The sequence below is a fragment of the Pseudomonas fluorescens genome (genome assembly GCF_902497875.1).
In the GTDB taxonomy this organism is placed as follows: Bacteria; Pseudomonadota; Gammaproteobacteria; order Pseudomonadales; family Pseudomonadaceae; genus Aquipseudomonas; species Aquipseudomonas fluorescens_BR.
Genome location: NZ_CABVHY010000030.1, coordinates 48,294 through 63,771, shown reverse-complemented (window position 1 = coordinate 63,771; position 15,478 = coordinate 48,294). Strand labels below are relative to the sequence as shown.

At 58.8% G+C, this 15,478-nt stretch carries 14 protein-coding genes; 5 read left to right on the top strand and 9 right to left on the bottom strand.

Annotated features, from left to right (window positions below):
- Positions 1 to 30: 30 nt before the first annotated feature.
- Entirely contained in the window at positions 31 to 1,083 is a 1,053-nt protein-coding gene (locus F8N85_RS25810) for an alpha/beta fold hydrolase (RefSeq protein WP_150806339.1), read from the bottom strand.
- 307 nt (positions 1,084 to 1,390) lie between these two features.
- On the opposite strand from F8N85_RS25810, the gene F8N85_RS25805 reads away from it, so the two are divergent.
- Positions 1,391 to 1,591: a YbdD/YjiX family protein gene (locus F8N85_RS25805; protein ID WP_150806338.1), complete on the top strand. Its 201-nt coding sequence runs from the start codon at positions 1,391 to 1,393 to the stop codon at positions 1,589 to 1,591.
- Between the two features lie 284 nt (positions 1,592 to 1,875).
- On the opposite strand, the gene F8N85_RS25800 is transcribed toward F8N85_RS25805, so the two are convergent.
- On the bottom strand, positions 1,876 to 3,189 hold the full coding sequence (locus tag F8N85_RS25800; protein WP_150806337.1) for a sensor histidine kinase: 1,314 nt from the start codon (positions 3,187 to 3,189) through the stop codon (positions 1,876 to 1,878).
- Positions 3,186 to 3,926, bottom strand: a complete 741-nt coding sequence (locus tag F8N85_RS25795; RefSeq protein ID WP_150806336.1) for a response regulator — start codon at positions 3,924 to 3,926, stop codon at positions 3,186 to 3,188. Before F8N85_RS25795 ends, F8N85_RS25800 begins: the two co-directional genes overlap by 4 nt.
- 292 nt (positions 3,927 to 4,218) lie before the next feature.
- Between F8N85_RS25795 and F8N85_RS25790 the strand changes: the two genes are divergently transcribed.
- A complete protein-coding gene (locus tag F8N85_RS25790; RefSeq protein WP_150806335.1) occupies positions 4,219 to 4,482 on the top strand; it encodes a DUF2790 domain-containing protein in 264 nt (87 codons plus the stop codon).
- 82 nt (positions 4,483 to 4,564) lie between these two features.
- Entirely contained in the window at positions 4,565 to 5,773 is a 1,209-nt protein-coding gene (locus F8N85_RS25785) for a cytochrome c biogenesis protein DipZ (protein WP_150806334.1), read from the top strand.
- A 178-nt stretch (positions 5,774 to 5,951) separates the two neighbouring features.
- On the opposite strand, the gene F8N85_RS25780 is transcribed toward F8N85_RS25785, so the two are convergent.
- Entirely contained in the window at positions 5,952 to 6,632 is a 681-nt protein-coding gene (locus tag F8N85_RS25780; protein ID WP_150806333.1) for a glutathione S-transferase family protein, read from the bottom strand.
- A gap of 63 nt (positions 6,633 to 6,695) precedes the next feature.
- Complete coding sequence (locus F8N85_RS25775) at positions 6,696 to 7,265, bottom strand: RrF2 family transcriptional regulator (RefSeq protein WP_150806332.1); 570 nt, start codon at positions 7,263 to 7,265, stop codon at positions 6,696 to 6,698.
- Between the two features lie 338 nt (positions 7,266 to 7,603).
- Here F8N85_RS25775 and F8N85_RS25770 point away from each other — a divergent pair, with 338 nt between their 5' ends.
- Positions 7,604 to 8,806 (top strand): NAD(P)/FAD-dependent oxidoreductase, encoded by a 1,203-nt coding sequence (locus tag F8N85_RS25770; RefSeq protein ID WP_150806331.1) that lies wholly within the window; start codon positions 7,604 to 7,606, stop codon positions 8,804 to 8,806.
- 169 nt (positions 8,807 to 8,975) lie between these two features.
- On the opposite strand, the gene F8N85_RS25765 is transcribed toward F8N85_RS25770, so the two are convergent.
- On the bottom strand, positions 8,976 to 9,734 hold the full coding sequence (locus F8N85_RS25765; RefSeq protein WP_150806330.1) for an SDR family oxidoreductase: 759 nt from the start codon (positions 9,732 to 9,734) through the stop codon (positions 8,976 to 8,978).
- A 336-nt stretch (positions 9,735 to 10,070) separates the two neighbouring features.
- On the opposite strand from F8N85_RS25765, the gene F8N85_RS25760 reads away from it, so the two are divergent.
- On the top strand, positions 10,071 to 12,158 hold the full coding sequence (locus tag F8N85_RS25760; protein WP_150806329.1) for a DNA/RNA non-specific endonuclease: 2,088 nt from the start codon (positions 10,071 to 10,073) through the stop codon (positions 12,156 to 12,158).
- 334 nt (positions 12,159 to 12,492) lie between these two features.
- Here the strand turns inward: F8N85_RS25760 and F8N85_RS25755 are convergent, their stop codons facing one another.
- The 3 genes from F8N85_RS25755 to F8N85_RS25745 are packed head-to-tail and all read right to left on the bottom strand — an operon-like array spanning position 12,493 to position 15,347.
- Positions 12,493 to 13,335, bottom strand: a complete 843-nt coding sequence (locus tag F8N85_RS25755; RefSeq protein WP_150806328.1) for a phytanoyl-CoA dioxygenase family protein — start codon at positions 13,333 to 13,335, stop codon at positions 12,493 to 12,495.
- A gap of 10 nt (positions 13,336 to 13,345) precedes the next feature.
- Positions 13,346 to 14,125 (bottom strand): ABC transporter substrate-binding protein, encoded by a 780-nt coding sequence (locus F8N85_RS25750; RefSeq protein WP_150806327.1) that lies wholly within the window; start codon positions 14,123 to 14,125, stop codon positions 13,346 to 13,348.
- 46 nt (positions 14,126 to 14,171) lie between these two features.
- Positions 14,172 to 15,347, bottom strand: a complete 1,176-nt coding sequence (locus F8N85_RS25745; RefSeq protein ID WP_150806326.1) for a M20 aminoacylase family protein — start codon at positions 15,345 to 15,347, stop codon at positions 14,172 to 14,174.
- Positions 15,348 to 15,478: the final 131 nt, after the last annotated feature.

Below are 15,478 nucleotides of genomic sequence, written 5' to 3'. Positions count from 1 at the left end.
TTTGAAGTTTTTATTCATCCGGTCTGTTGCTCAGAGAGCCAATACATCGGTGACCGCATCGGCGAAGGCTTGCGGGGCTTCCTGGGGCAGATTGTGGCCGGCATTCGGAACCTGGCGGTGTACTCGCTTGCCGAGGAATCTGGCCGCCGTCGCCGAGCCGTCGCCCGCCGGGTAATTGCCGTCGGTTACGCCGTCCAGGGTAATGGCTGGCAGGGTAATCGGGGGCAGGGCGGCCAGGCGTTTTTCGATGTCCGCGTAGGCCGGATAACCCGCGGCCAGTCCCAGGCGATGGCGGTAGGAGTGAATCACCACGTCGACATAGTCCGGGTTGTCGAAGGACTTCGCGGTGCGTTCCAGGGTGGCGTCGTCGAAGTTCCAGCCCGGGGAGTTGCGGGTCCAGATGACTTTGGCAATGGCCCGCCGATCGGCTGTCAGGCCGAGGCGGCCACGCTCGGTCTGGAAGTAATACTGATACCAGAGCCCGGATTCGAGCTTCGCCGGAATCGGCGCGGTGGCATGGGCGATGTCCTGCACCAGGTAGCTATTGACGCTTACCAGGCCATTGCAGCGCTCAGGCCACAAGGCGGCGGCCACGCAAGCCGCGCGGCCACCCCAATCAAAACCGGCAAACACCGCAGTCTTGATTTCAAGTGCGTCCATCAACGCGATGACGTCTGCGCCGATCGCGCCTTGCTGACCGGAACGCGGGGTGGCCGGGTCAATGAAGCGCGTGCTGCCATGACCGCGAAGGTGCGGCACGATTACCCGATAACCGCGACCGGCGAGAATCGGCGCGACCTCTGCAAAGCTCTGGATGCTGTAGGGATAGCCGTGCAGCAGCAGGACAACCGGTCCGGTTTTAGGGCCGGCCTCGTAGTAACCGATGTCGAGGACTCCAGCGCGAATTTGCTTGATCGGTGCCAGCTCGGCGGCCGATCCAGTGAGTCCGGCATTGCTCGGTTGCGTAGCTGATTGTGCCTGGGCCGGGGAAAGCTGCAGCAGTTGGCTGGCAGCGAGGCTGGCAGCGCCGAGGCCGGCGATCTGCAGGAAGTGTCGGCGTTTTTTGTTGATTGCGTCAGACATGGGGAATCCTCAATCTGCGGTGGGAACAGGCTCAAAGGGAAGGGGAGCGAGGTCCTGTCCGTCGCTCCAAACCATGCACACAGTTGATCGCAGTGAGGTATCCGGCTTGTTTCAAAATGGCCGCCGTATCAAAGCGGATGTATCAACGGCCCCTGGATACACACTGGGATACATGCCTTGGGTGGCAATAGCGTCGAAGGTGCTGCTTTGAATACTTGAAAATACAAATAACCGGGGCGCCGACACATTGCAGATACATGAGTGCGATTTCATGAGCCGGTCCCCACCCCATAAAGAGAGATCCGTCATGTACCGCAAACTGCAGCATGCCGCCAAGTTCCTCAGCCAGAGCGCGCGCCTGATGGTGGGTGTCCCGGATTACGACAACTACCTCGCGCAAATGGCGCTCAACCATCCGGACGAGCCGGTGATGAGCTATTCGGCGTTTTTCCGCGAACGTCAGGAGGCGCGCTACGGCAATCGCAGCTGTACAACGCGCTGCTGCTAAAGGCTTCTCATATGGAATACGGTTTTTGAACAGGCGTAGATCCCTGTAGGAGCTGCCGATAGGCTGCGATCTTTTGATCTTGCCTGCGCCGAAAAGATCGCAGCCTGCGCAGCTCCTACACCAATCCGGTTCCTCCAGGAAACAACGGGTGTACGCAAAACCTGAGCGAGCTTGCTCGCGATGGAATCGCCTCGGTTCTGGCGTTGCCTGTGATGGCCCTATCGTCGGAACGCCGCCCGGAGCAAGCTCGCTCCTACATAGCGGTTAACCAATCGCAGCCGAGATCAATCCGGCTGGCGCTTGAGCTCAAGCTCTGCGCACAGCCCGCCGCCTTCGCGGTTGCTCAGGGTCAACGATCCGCCGATGGCCAGCGCCAGTTGCTGGGCGATGGCAAGGCCCAGGCCGGTGCCGCCGGTATTGCGGTTGCGCGAGTTTTCCACGCGATAGAAGGGCTTCAATACCTGCCCAAGCTCGTCCTCGGCGATCCCCGGTCCGCGGTCCAGTACCCGAATCGCGAGGCTTGAATTGGACTTGCTCTGGACCTCGATGTGCGCCGCTCCGGCGAATTTCAGGGCGTTGTCCACCAGGTTGACCAGCACTCGGCGCAACGCATGGGGGCGGGTATTGATGACCGCGGCATTCTTCTCGCCGAGCTCTACGTCTTTACCCATGTCCTGGTAGTCGTAGACCAGGCTGTCGAGGAACGAATCCAGGTCAATCCGGCAGCTGGCCTCGGTGGAACCATGGACGCTGCGCGCATAGGCGACGCCTTCGCGGACCAGATGTTCGATCTCGCCCAGGTCCTGCCAGAGTTTGTCTTTTTCGCTGGAGTCGTCCATGAACTCGGCTCGCAGTTTCATGCGGGTAATGGGCGTCTGCAGGTCATGGGAAATCGCCGCCAGCAGTTGCATGCGCTCCTTGAGATAGGCCGCGATGCGGTCCTGCATCGAATTGAAGGCGGCGGCGGCGTGGGCGACTTCAGTCGGGCCGTTCTCATCCAGGTGGACGCTGTGGGCATTCGGGTCGAGGGTTTCCACGGCCTGGGCCAGGCGCGTCAGCGGCCGAATGGCGACCCTGACGGCCAGCCAGGTGCACAAGAGCAGCAATGCCAGCTGCACCAGCAAGACCAGCGGCAGCCACGAGGACAAGGGCATGACCGAAGGTCTGGCATCTATAGTGAGTGGGGTGCCATCGCTGAGCTTCAAGTGAGCCTGGAAATGCGGCATCGGCCCGGGGATGCGGGTATAGCTCAGGGGATACTGTTTGCCCACGGCTTCTTCGATCGACTGCACGGCCTCATGGGCACCTTTAAGGTCGATGGGCGTACCGGGCTGGCCTTCGCCCAGCAGGTAGCGATACGTCCGGCGCTCGAATCGCGGCACCCAGTCGGCACGCTCCGCGGCCGGTAAACGGTCGAGGACTGCGACTGCAATCGAGACATCGTTTTCCAGGTTGCCCATCAACATCGCTTCTGCGCTTTGGTAACGTTCGTAGAATTGCACGCCGAAGGACAGGCCGTGAGCAACGATCAGGCCAACCAGGAAAATCAGCGACAACTGAGAGGCCAGCGTGCGCGGCCAGCGTAGCGCGAGACTCATGGCTGGGCACCGAGGATTTCCACCGGGAAGGAAAACACGTAACCCTCGCTGCGCACCGTTTTGATGTAGCTCGAATCGCGGGAGTCATCCATCAGCCGCTGGCGCAGGCGACTCACCAGCAGGTCGATGGAGCGATCGAACAGATCGGCGTCGCGGCCCTGGGTCAGGTTGAGCAGTTGATCACGGCTGAGCACCCGCTGCGGATGATCGAGGAACACTCGCAACAGACGGTATTCGGCGCCACTCAGGGCCACCTGGGTGCCGTCTTCGTCCAGCAAGTGCCGGGCGGTGGTGTCCAGGCGCCAGCGGCCGAAGCCCAGCAACCGGCCGCTCTCGGTGATCACCAGGTTGGGCGGCAGCATCCGGGTGCGCCGCAACACGGCGTTGATCCTGGCGAGCAACTCGCGGGCGGAAAACGGTTTGGTCAGGTAGTCGTCAGCGCCCATTTCGAGGCCGATGATGCGGTCGGTTTCGTCGTTGCGCGCGGTCAGCATGAGGATTGGCGTGGTCTTGTGTTTGCCGGAACGTAACTCGCGACACAACAGCAGGCCATCATCGCCCGGCATCATGATGTCCAGAACGATCAGGTCGACCGTGTTCGATTCGAGGAAGGAACGCATCTGCCGTCCATCGGCGACCACCGTGGTGCGCAGGCCGTTCTTCTTCAGGTAGTTGCCCACTAACTCGCGGATCTCGCGGTCATCGTCGACGATCAGAATGTGATTCACGTGTTCCATCGCACAACCCTCTGATATTCGGACTTTGCGCATTCTAGTGAGTCGCAACGCCCATGCCGGTGTCCTTTGTATCGCACGGTATCTAGGTCACGCTGGATACACAGGGATACAAACTCGACGTTTTTTCGGCTGGATGTATCTAACTGTATCCAGTCGCCATTTTGATACTTGCCGACTTGATGGACGGTTGTTTACGACACATTCGAGATACCTCAAGGGCATTCAATAGGCTCCATCGAGGCCATGCGAAACGCCTCAGTCCATTGTCCATTGAAGACTCGAGAAAACCACCATGAACTGGAACCCCGTCTACGCCGCCTGCCTGTTCGCTGCGCTCAACGTAGTGGCGATTTCTGCCCAGGCCGAAGCCGATCTCAAAGCTGAAAACTACTCCTATGGCACTCATCTGGATATCCAAAAGGTGCTCTCCAGCGTGGATGAGGGTGGGGCTTCCTGCGAGGTGGTGGATGCCCACCTGACTTACCTGAATTCACAGGGCCAGAAACGCGTCCTCGACTACAGAAAATTCGCTGAAGCCTGCAACCTGGGCGGCTGACCCGCTGCACAAATAACCCTCCCTTGAGTGAGGTTGCGCAGCGGCGCTGCGAGTCTCGCGATCAAATTTAGAAGGTGATCCCATGTTACTCATTGCATTCCTGGGCGGGATATTGACTGTCCTCAGCCCCTGCATTCTGCCGGTCGTGCCGTTCCTGTTCGCCCGGGCGGACCGTTCCCGTTCCTCGGTCTTCCTCACCTTGAGTGGCATGGTGTTGACCTTCGCGCTGGTATCGAGCCTTGCGGTGGTGAGCAGCGAATGGGTGATCCAGGCCAACAACACCGGTCGCCATCTGGCGCTGATCGTCATGGTGCTGTTCGCCCTGTCGCTGATCTCCGCCAGGGTCGGTGGCTGGCTGGCTCGGCCTTTCGTCTTGCTCGGCAACCGCATCGATCCTGCCAGCCGCAAAATGTCCGGGCCATTGGCATCGGTATTGGTGGGCGTTGCCACGGGGCTGCTCTGGGCGCCGTGTGCCGGGCCGATCCTCGGGGTGATCCTCAGCGGCGCGATGCTGCAAGGCGCCAACGCAGGAACCAGCCTGTTGCTGTTGGCCTATGGCATGGGCAGTGCATTGTCCCTGGGGACGCTGATCTTCGCCGGGCGCGGGCTGGTCAGCCGCTTGAAACCTTCAATTCCGGTCACCGGTTGGCTGCGCCGCGGGGCGGGTTGCGCGGTATTGTTGGCAGCGGTGGTGATCTCCACCGGCGCCGATAACAAACTGCTTGCCGGCACCTCTTCCCAGGGCTCTACCGCCGTCGAACAAGGCCTGCTGGAAAAGGTCCCCAAGGTGGTCGATTACTTCGTCAGCAAAGTCAGCGCGGCGTCATTGATGGAACTGGGAGTAAAAGGCAGCATGCCGCCGCTGGCGGGTGCGGTCGAGTGGCTCAATTCTGCACCGCTGAGCAGTGAATCATTGCGCGGAAAAGTAGTGCTGGTGGACTTCTGGACTTACGACTGCATCAACTGCCAGCACACGTTGCCTTATGTGAAGGACTGGGCGAAGAAGTACGAGAAGGATGGGCTGGTGGTCATCGGCGTTCATACACCCGAGTACCCTTACGAGAAGATCATCGATAACGTCCGCAAGCAGGTGAAACAGCTTGGCATCGGTTACCCGGTGGCTATCGACAATAACTATGCGATCTGGCGCGCATTCGATAACCAGTACTGGCCTGCTCATTACTTTATCGATGCCAAGGGCCAGGTTCGCTACAGCCACTTTGGTGAAGGCCGTTATGCCGAGCAGGAGAAGGTCATTCAGCAACTGCTGGAGGAAGCGAAGGCGGGCTGATTCTTGCGGATGTACCCCGACCCACTGTAGGAGCAGCCGGTCGACGCTCGATTGCCCGCGATGGACGTTAACGGTAACGCGTATTGTCTGAATAAACGCGCCGCCCTTGAGTCCATCGCGAGCAAGCCCGCTCCCACAGGTTCAGCGCAATCCATGTGGGGGGGCTCCCCGGAGTCCGTCACGTGATGTCCGACGCCTGGCGAAACCGTTCCGGGATGTCCTGCGCAAACGGGTAGAGAGAAAAGTAGGGCCTGGCTTCGTCGATGACCCGCTGAACTGATGGTCGCTGGGTCAACCTGTCGAAATAGGCTCGCAAGTGGCGGAAGTCGTCGGGAAACGGCTGCAGCGTGCTGGCATAGAAAAGCGCCGGGGCAGCAGCGCAATCGGCCAGGCTGAAGTCCGGGCTGGCCACCCAGGTTCTGGACGCCATCTGGCGATCGAGCATGGCGTACGCCGTCTCCAGCATGGATCGTTCTCTGGTCAAATCGCCGTTGGTTCCGCGTAGGCGATCGCCGACAATCTGTTGCATTGGCTGATGGATGTAAATGTCGAAAAAACGGTCCCATAGACGTACCTCCAACGCGGTATCCCAATCGCCTGGAATCAGCTGATGTTCACCTGGATAAAGTCGATCCAGGTACTCGATGATGACAGTCGCTTCCGGCAGGGTGCGCTGGTGAGCAGGGTCACGGATCACCGGGAATTTGCCGATCGGCCATAGTGCTTGAAGCTCCGCTCTGTCTGCAGCGTCCGCGAGATCGATGATCCTTCTTTCGAATTCGATTTGGTTTTCGTAGAGCGCGATGAGCACTTTGTGGCAGTACGACGCCAGCGGGTGGTAATAAAGAGTCAGCGACATCTTTCAGCTCCTCAAAGGAAGTGTGGGACGCACTACTTGCAAACGGGGAAAGCACAGGCTCACTCAACCGGAAATATCGGTCACCGGGATGTTCTTCTCATCACCCGCCTGCGCACTGGCACTGCCTTTCTTTTCGCGCCGATCGATTATCCAGGTGTTCACCTGGCTGGCGAACTCCGCGGGGGCTTTTCGTCCGAACTTTCTGGCGATGTCCAGAATGGTCTGTTGGGCGAGGGCTTCTTCCATGCGTTTCTGCGCCGTCAACATGGCCCCATGAACCGCGCAATAACCGTCCAGCGCCCAGGCGGGCGGAGAGCCTTCGAACACGGCGCAACGGCCGCGGATTTCCCGGCAATCGAAGATTAGCTTGCGGCCGTCGATAGCGTTGACGATATCCAGAAGACTGATTTCGTCGCAAGGCCGTGCCAGCTTGAACCCGCCGCGAACCCCTTCGGTGGCCACCACCAGTTTTGACTTGGCCAGCTTGGTGAAAATCTTCGCCAGGTAGTCCTGGGGCACGCCCTGCAGTTCCGCGAGGTCGCGCACGCTCGCCTCACGGCTCTCGCCGCCATCCCCCACCAAAAACAGCAGGCAATGGATGCCGTACTCAACGCCTGCGCTGTAAAGAGACATAAGAATCTCCGACTAGATTAGTCGCAAATTGTAGCGGCGAAAGGAGAGGGTGGCAACGAGTCTCGGCCTTTGTGTCTTTCCTCTCTGTTTTTAGAAAGGACATATATAGCGGTAAATGACCGGTATAGAGCGCTATGTGATACCTATCAAAAAATTCGATAGTAATGATCAGCAAAATCGACTTGTGACGATTAACTACGACAAATATAGTCGTAGTTGTTCGCTCAGCAACGATATGCACTCTTCAAGAACGCTGCACGCCGACTTCATGCCCTGCTACCGATGAGCGTGAATCTTTAAACGAATTCATCACTTGGTTTTCCACCTGGAGTTAAACAATGAAACAGCAAATCCTGGTAATCGGCGCGGGTTTTGGTGGCATGTGGACGGCGTTGAGCGCCACGCGTCTGTTCGACATCCATGGTCACTCCGACGTTGAAGTGACCGTACTGGCGCCGCAAGCCGAGCTGCGTGTCCGTCCGCGCTTTTACGAGCCGAATGCTCACCAACTGGCCGCGCCGATCGGCGAGTTGTTCGATGCGGTAGGCGTCAACTTCATCAAGGGCGCGGCAGAGACCATCGATGTGCAGCAAAAGCAGGTTGGCTATGTCGATGCGTCCGGCACCCGACAAGTGTGCAGCTACGACAAGCTGGTTCTGGCCACTGGCAGTCGCCTCGCACAGTCCAGCACCCCCGGTGTGACCGAGTACGCCTTCGATGTGGACCAGATCGAACAAGCAGTACGCCTGGAAAACCACCTCAAGTCCCTGGCAAACCAGCCGCAGAGCAAAGCCCGCAACACGGTAGTGGTCGCCGGTGGCGGCTTCACCGGGATTGAAACCGCAACGGAAATGCCAGCGCGTCTGCGGGCCATCCTCGGTGAGGAGGCGGACATCGAAGTGATCATTGTTGATCGCGGTGAAAAGATCGGGGCGTCCATGGGGGCCGAAATCAGCAAGTCGATCGTCGAGGCCAGCACTGAGGTGGGCGTGACATGGCGCTTGAAGTCGACGGTGGCTGGCGTCGATGAAAAGGGTGTAACCCTGGCTGACGGCCAACGCATCGAAGCCAGCACCGTGGTCTGGACCACCGGTGTGCGAGCCAGTTCGCTGACCGAACAGATCCCCGGCGAACGCGACTCCTACGGTCGTCTGCACGTGGACTCCCACCTGAAAGTCATCGGCCAGCAAGACATTTATGCCACCGGCGATGTGGCCTATGCCGCTACCGATGACATCGGCAACTACGCGTTGATGACTTGCCAGCACGCCATCGTATTGGGCCGTCATGCCGGCAACAACGTTGCCGCGCATCTGCTGGGCGTGGATCCGACGCCCTACAGCCAGCCCAAGTACGTCACCTGCCTGGACCTGGGCAGCTGGGGCGCGGTCTACACCGAGGGTTGGGATCGTCAAGTGAAGTTGACCGGGCAAGAAGGCAAGTCGCTCAAGACCCAGATCAACACCCAGTGGATCTACCCGCCGGCGGCCAACCGTGAAGCGGCGTTGGCAGCAGCCGACCCGCTGATCCCTATCGCTTGAGACGACATTGTTCGCAGCGTTATCTGAATCACGCTGCCTGCGGTAAGAAAACCGCCCAGGTCATCCTGGGCGGTTTTTTTATGCGCGTCTTACTGATCAGTGCGCACCTGAACGCCAGCGACTGTCCGCAGCCGCCTGGCCCACGCGGTCCGGGCGGTGTTCGCAACGGTCAGGCTTGGGGCGGGTTGCTCTTGAGCCAGGTTTTGAAGCGGGTCGGTCCGATGATGGGGTTACTCCCCGGTGTCAGCGATTGATCATTGATCGGCGCGCCGAAGTAAGTGGCCGTGTTGTCCGGGACGGCTTGGCGCGGATCGTTGGTGTGTTGCAGGAACATCTTCACGAACTCCACCAGTGGTTTTCGTTCGGGCCCGGCAACTTCCACGGTTTTATTGATCGGTGCTTGCACTGCAATTTTCGTCAGTGCTTCAGCGACGTCGAAGGCGGCAATCGGTTGCAAAGTGGCGGAGGTCAAATGGATCGAATTGCCTTGCTGGATGCCAGATTGAGCAATGGCGCCCATGAACTCGAAGAACTGCGTAGCGCGCAGGATGGTGTAGGGAATGCCGGAGTCCTTGATGATTTTTTCCTGAGCCATTTTCGCCCGAAAGTAACCGCTTTCGAGCATCCGCTCGGTGCCCACCACCGATAGGGCGACATGGTGCCTGACTCCGGCGGCCGCTTCGGCTGCGAGGAGGGTGCGCCCGGACGTTTCGAAGAAGTGCAGAACTTCGGCGTCCTCGAATGATGGCGAGTTCGCCACGTCGACGACCACGTCGGCGACTTGTAACGCTTGCGGCAGTCCTTCGCCGGTGAGGGTGTTGATGCCGGTACTCGGCGCCCCGGCTACGGCGTCATGCCCCAGATCTCGCAGGTTCTTGCACAGTTGGCCGCCGATCAGGCCAGTGCCACCGATAACGACGATTTTCATGTCCTGTCTCCAGATGCGTGTCCAGTGCGTGCGATCTGGCCTGTGGCGCCCGGTACTGGGTGGCAGAGCCAGCGTTGGAGGTGCTCCGGGTCCCACTGATGGGCCTGCTGTAATACACAGGATCGCCCCGGTGGCGAAGGTATCAAGCGCTCATTCGCGCTGGCCGACAGGCGGTTGGAAGCGTTCATGATGTCAGGGCGCGGTCACCCAGGCCAAGGGGCGCTGGCGGCTGAGCAACCTTTCTTGGTCTACCCTCAGTCTGGAAACCTGAGCCTGGAAACCTGAGTCTGAAAACGCATTGTTCCGCGTGACTGCCTTGTGCAAGGGAGAATCGAGATGAGCCTGGTTCGACAGTATCAACTGGATCTGAGCGCGCAACGAGCTGCGCTGGTTGGCATAGGTGATGGTAGCGCGCAACCACTCATCCCGGCTCCGGGCCTTGCGCGCCAGGCGTCGCCTTACAGGCTGGGGGTCAGGAGGGCGTTTTTGTCCGCCGGTGGCGCCCGGCCGACCCAGGTAGAACAAGAGCGGATCCTGGGAGCCAATGATCTGGTCGATGAGTTCTATTTCGATCGGGCGCTGCTGGCCGGCATGCCGATCTGCAGAATCCTGGTTCGCTCCGACGATGGCCGAACCCAAGGCTATGGAACAGGTTTCATGGTGTCGCCGCGACTGCTGCTGACTAATGAACACGTGTTTGGCAGTGCCGAAGAAGCCGCGCCCTCGTTGGCCGAGTTCAACTATCGCCTGGGTGTTGCCGGCGATCCCGAACCCTCGCACCAATTTCGTTTGCGGCCCGACCAGTATTTCTTCTGTAACGTCGAACTGGATTATGCCTTGGTGGCAGTGGAAGCCGAGTCCGTCAAGGGCGGCGCTGTATTATCGAATTTTGGTTACCACCGCTTGATGCCGACCAGCGGCAAAGCAATCGAGGGCGAATGGCTGACCATTGTCCAGCATCCTGGCGGGGCCCCACGACAATGGGCTATTCGAGAAAACCGCTGCACCAATGACAGCCTGCCCGATGTGCTCTGGTATCGAAGCGATACGGCACCTGGCTCCAGTGGGGCGGCCGTGCTCAATGACAGTTTTCAGGTGGTAGCGCTGCATCACTCTGGAGTACCGCGAAAGGATAGCGCTGGACGCTATCTCCTGCGAGACGGTCGGGCTGTCGACAGCCTTGATGGCATCGATGATTCACTGGTGGAGTGGGAGGCCAACGAAGGTATTCGCGTCAGCAGTATCTGTGCTCACATCGATCAGGCCGCGACCGAGAACCTTGGCTACCTGGCCGAGTTCAGAGCGGCTCGTGAGGGTGGCGATGTCCTGTCCACTGCTTACCAGGCTGCGCGCACCGGCCAGGAGTCAGCGCCCAAAATCACCCCGACAGCCACCGCTGGCAGCCAAGGTTCACGCATCGAGATCGGCACCCTGGTACTCGAGCTGGGTGGCCCATTTGCCAGGCTGGCAGCCAATTTAGGTCTGGGAACATCTGCGTCCCAGACACCTCCCGCCGTTCCCCTCCAGCCCCCAACCCAACTACCCACCAAAATTTTTGCGGCGGGTCTCCAGGAGGCCATGAGGGAACCGATTGTCGACAGGGATTATTCGACGCGGACCGGTTTCGATACGCAGTTCCTCGGCCTCGAAACTCCACTCCTTACCGTCAAGGACCCCGAGCAAATCGCGCCAAGTAAAACCGGCGAAACAGTCATCCCGTATGAGCACTTCAGCCTTGTTCTCCATCGACACCGCCGGCTCGCGCTGTTCACCGCCTGTAATGTCGATGGCCAAAACAGCGCCAGGCGGCCGGAGCCGGGGCACAAGTACACCCGAGATGAACTGACCGGCCTGCGCGAGGGTGACTCGGAGAAGTGGTTTCTGGACCCCCGCGTGGAAGAGCGCTTCCAGATACCCGATCGGTTCTACAGCAAAGACAACGGCGCGTTCGACAAGGGCCACATTGTTCGTCGGGAAGACGTCTGTTGGGGAAGCTCCTTCGCCCAGATCCAACGCGCCAATGGCGATACCTTTCATGTGACCAACTGCTCGCCTCAGCTCGGAAACTTCAACCGCTCCGGCAAAAAAGGCATCTGGGGACAGCTGGAAAACTTCATTGGCGCCCAGGCGGACCTGGAGCGTTTTTGCATTTTTTCCGGCCCGGTATTGTCGGGTGACGATGAAGTTTTCCCTGGCACCGAGCGAGTACAGATTCCCTCGCGTTTCTGGAAGGTCATCTGCGCCGTCAAAGATGCAAAGCTGCAGGTTTTTGCCTTCGTTCTGGAGCAGGACCTTTCCAGCTTGCCCAAGGAATTCATCCTGACGCCGGAATGGAAAGCCCGGCAGAAATCACTGCGAGAAGTCGAAGACCTGATCGGCCTGTTGAGCTTCCCGCAGGTCTACCATGATGCGGATCAGGTATAGCCTGGCTCAATGCTGGGTGTTCCCGTACAGACGTGACCGCAATGCTCAAGTGGCATCAAGCAACGCTCCGTAGTGAGGGGCATGGAGGAGGGCAGTCATTGCTCCCGCTCTGCGCTGATAAAACACGATGTGTGAATCCTAAAAACACTTTAGCGATCTTGATGAGCTATATGAAGTGAATATGCTGGGCACGAACACGCCGCAAAGGCTGTCCCGTGATGTCTTCGGACTCTCGCAAAACAATTCAACAGCGAGCCTGCCATGAACCAACCCAGAACCCTTTACCAGAAGCACATCGACTCCCATACCGTCTGCATCGCCCGGATAGTCTGGTTTATCGATGCCAGAGTGTCGGAAAAAGCTCGTGTTCCATAGGTACATCTGATAGCAGAGCATCTTTAAGCCCAGGAAAGTCGGGTGAGGTGACCCAGGGTCTCGGCGCATGCCGCACGTCATCGCCTATGACCCTCACTGAAAACGCGCGGCGACGGTTATGCCCGCCCACGCCAGCAGAGGCATGCAAGGTCAACATGTTGAAACACACCATGTCCCCCGGCGACAACGTCCATCCGAGAATGGGAAAGTCCTCGCGATGGCTTTCAATATCCGGTAGCTCGCCCAGTGTTCCCTCGGCAAACCATTTGGCCTGGCTGTCCATGAAGGACCGAGGCATCAACCAGGGGCCCTTGTGTGAGCCGGCGATGAATTCGAGGGTCGATTCCCTGGGCACGGGGTCAACTGGAATCCAGAAACTCACGGTGTCCGAACCACTGATGTTGTAGTAAGGCTGGTCCTGGTGCCAGGGTGTGCGTTGGCGCGTATTGGGCTCTTTCACCAGCAAGTGATCATGGTACAGGCGCACCTGTTGGCTGTTCAGCAGGGCGGCCGCGATGGGGGCGATGGCGGATTTGAAGATGAAGTCGCGATAGTGTGCATTCTCTTGCCAGTTACAAAAGTCCTCGAAGAACCATCCCGGGTCGGTAGGGCTGCTCGCCACTTTTGCGCGAGGGCTGGGATGGGCAAGGTTGCGCTCGATGCCTTGCGTCAGTTCGCTGATTTGCTGCGCAGTAAACGCATTACGGATGCACACTGCACCATCAGTTTGAAAGGCACGCACAGTCTCGGCGCTGACGGGGAAGGCAAGACGAGATTCACCGCGTTGTGTCATTTCGTTCATGGGGATTGCCTCATTCGCCGTAGATATCGAAGTTGAAGTACTGCTTCGCGATCTGGTCGTATTGGCCTGATTGGCGAATGCTGGCAATGGCCGTGTTCAGCTGCTCTCTGAGATCAGGCTCGTTTTTTCGGACACCGATAGCGACGCCATCGCCAATGATGCTTTTGTCGGTAATGGGCTCACCGGCGAAGGCAAGGCCCTGGCCTTGAGGCTTTTGCAGTAATCCGATGTCGGCTTGTACCGAGGCCTGGAACGAGGCATCCAGGCGTCCGGTAATGAGGTCTGAAAACACCTGGTCCTGGGTTTGGTAGGAAAGGATATCGACGCCTTGGCGGCCCCATTGCGACTTGGCATAACTTTCATGTAGCGAGCCTTGAACCACCCCAACCGACTTGCCTTTCAATGACTCTGCCGTCGGCAGCAATCCGGAGTCTTTTCTGGCAACGAGAGAAGACGGCGCGGTGTAGATTTTGTGGCTGAAATCGACCTGCTGGCGACGTGCCTCGGTGGCGCTGAATGCAGACAGGATGGCGTCGAATTTCTTCGCCTTTAACGCCGGGATCATGCCGTCGAAGGTCTGCTCGACCCAAATACACTTGACCCGCAACTCGGCACATAGGGCATTGCCCAGATCGATATCAAACCCACTCAATGAACCATCCGGCTGCTTTTGCTCGAAAGGTGGGTAGCTAGGGTCGACGCCGAATTTGATCACCGGTTCTGCCTGCGATAGCGGGGTGATGATCAGCCCGAACAGCATGGCGGTGTATTGAAGTTTGCGTAGTTGCATGATGACCTCATTTTTTATTGGTTTTCACGGTTTTCCAGGCCTTTGCTCAAGCGTTAAACGGTAAAAAAGCCTCGGTCAACCTGACCCAGTAGCCAGCGCCCCGAATCAGGATGTCGTCATTGAAGTCGTAGCGTGGGTCGTGAGCCATGCAGCTCTTTTCACCGTCTCCATTGCCGATGATCAGGTAACAGCCAGGGCATTGCTGCAGGAAGTAGGCGAAATCCTCGCTGCCATTGAAGGGCACGATGTCGTTCATCACCTCGTCCTCACCGAGCCAGTCGATGGCCACCTGACTGGCGAACCAGGTCATTTCTTCGTCATTCACTAGCAAGGGGTAGTCGGCACTGTAGTCGATGTCGGCGGTCGCGCCGAATGCCTGCGCCTGGGCATGAATGAGGTGTTTTATCTGGCTCTCCAGACGGTCCCGGACGGCGTTGTCCAGTGAGCGGACGGAAATGAGCATGTGTGCGCTGTCCGGGATCACGTTGGACGCCGTGCCTGCGTTAATGGCCCCGACGGTGATAACGCTCATTTCCTGGGGTGAAACGTTGCGCGAGACGATGGTCTGCAAGGCCATGATGATACTTGCGCAGACCACCACAGGGTCGACGCTCAGATGCGGCATCGCGCCGTGACCGCCTTTTCCGTGAATCGTGACATTAACCTGGTCGGCGGAGGCCATGAAGGGCCCGGCTCGGAACCCGAGTTTTCCGACAGGGTAGCCAGGCATGTTGTGTGCAGCGAACACCGCATCGCAGGGGAACTGTTGCAGCACGCCTTCCTGAATCATTCGTCGGGCGCCGGCCAGACCTTCTTCGGCCGGCTGGAAAATCAGGCGGACGGTGCCATCGAACGGATGACCATGGGCGAGGGCGTAGGCGGCGGCGAGGAGCATGACCGTATGCCCGTCATGGCCACACGCGTGCATCTTGCCCGGTATCCGGCTTGCATAGGGGAGCCCGGTTTTTTCCAGAATAGGCAGTGCGTCCATGTCAGCCCGTATGCCGATCACACGCGAACTGGTGCCTTTTTTCAGCGTGGCGATGACCGCTGTTTCGGCAAAACCGCGCGTCACGTCATAACCCCATTTGATCAATCGTTCGGCTACCAGCTCGCTGGTCTCGACCTCCTGATAACCGAGTTCAGGGTTGGCATGGATCTGGTGGCGCAGTTCGCGCATTTCCTGCTCAATCTCTTTTAACAGCGTGATGGACTGTGTCATTGGCAGCGTTTTTCCTTGGTGACCAGGAGGAGAAACCAATCTGTCGCAAGGGCCACATCCCACGATGGCTTGCGGCATCATGCGTTTCATCAAAGTGCCTGGGCTTTTTCTGCTACGGTCTTTTGGTGAGG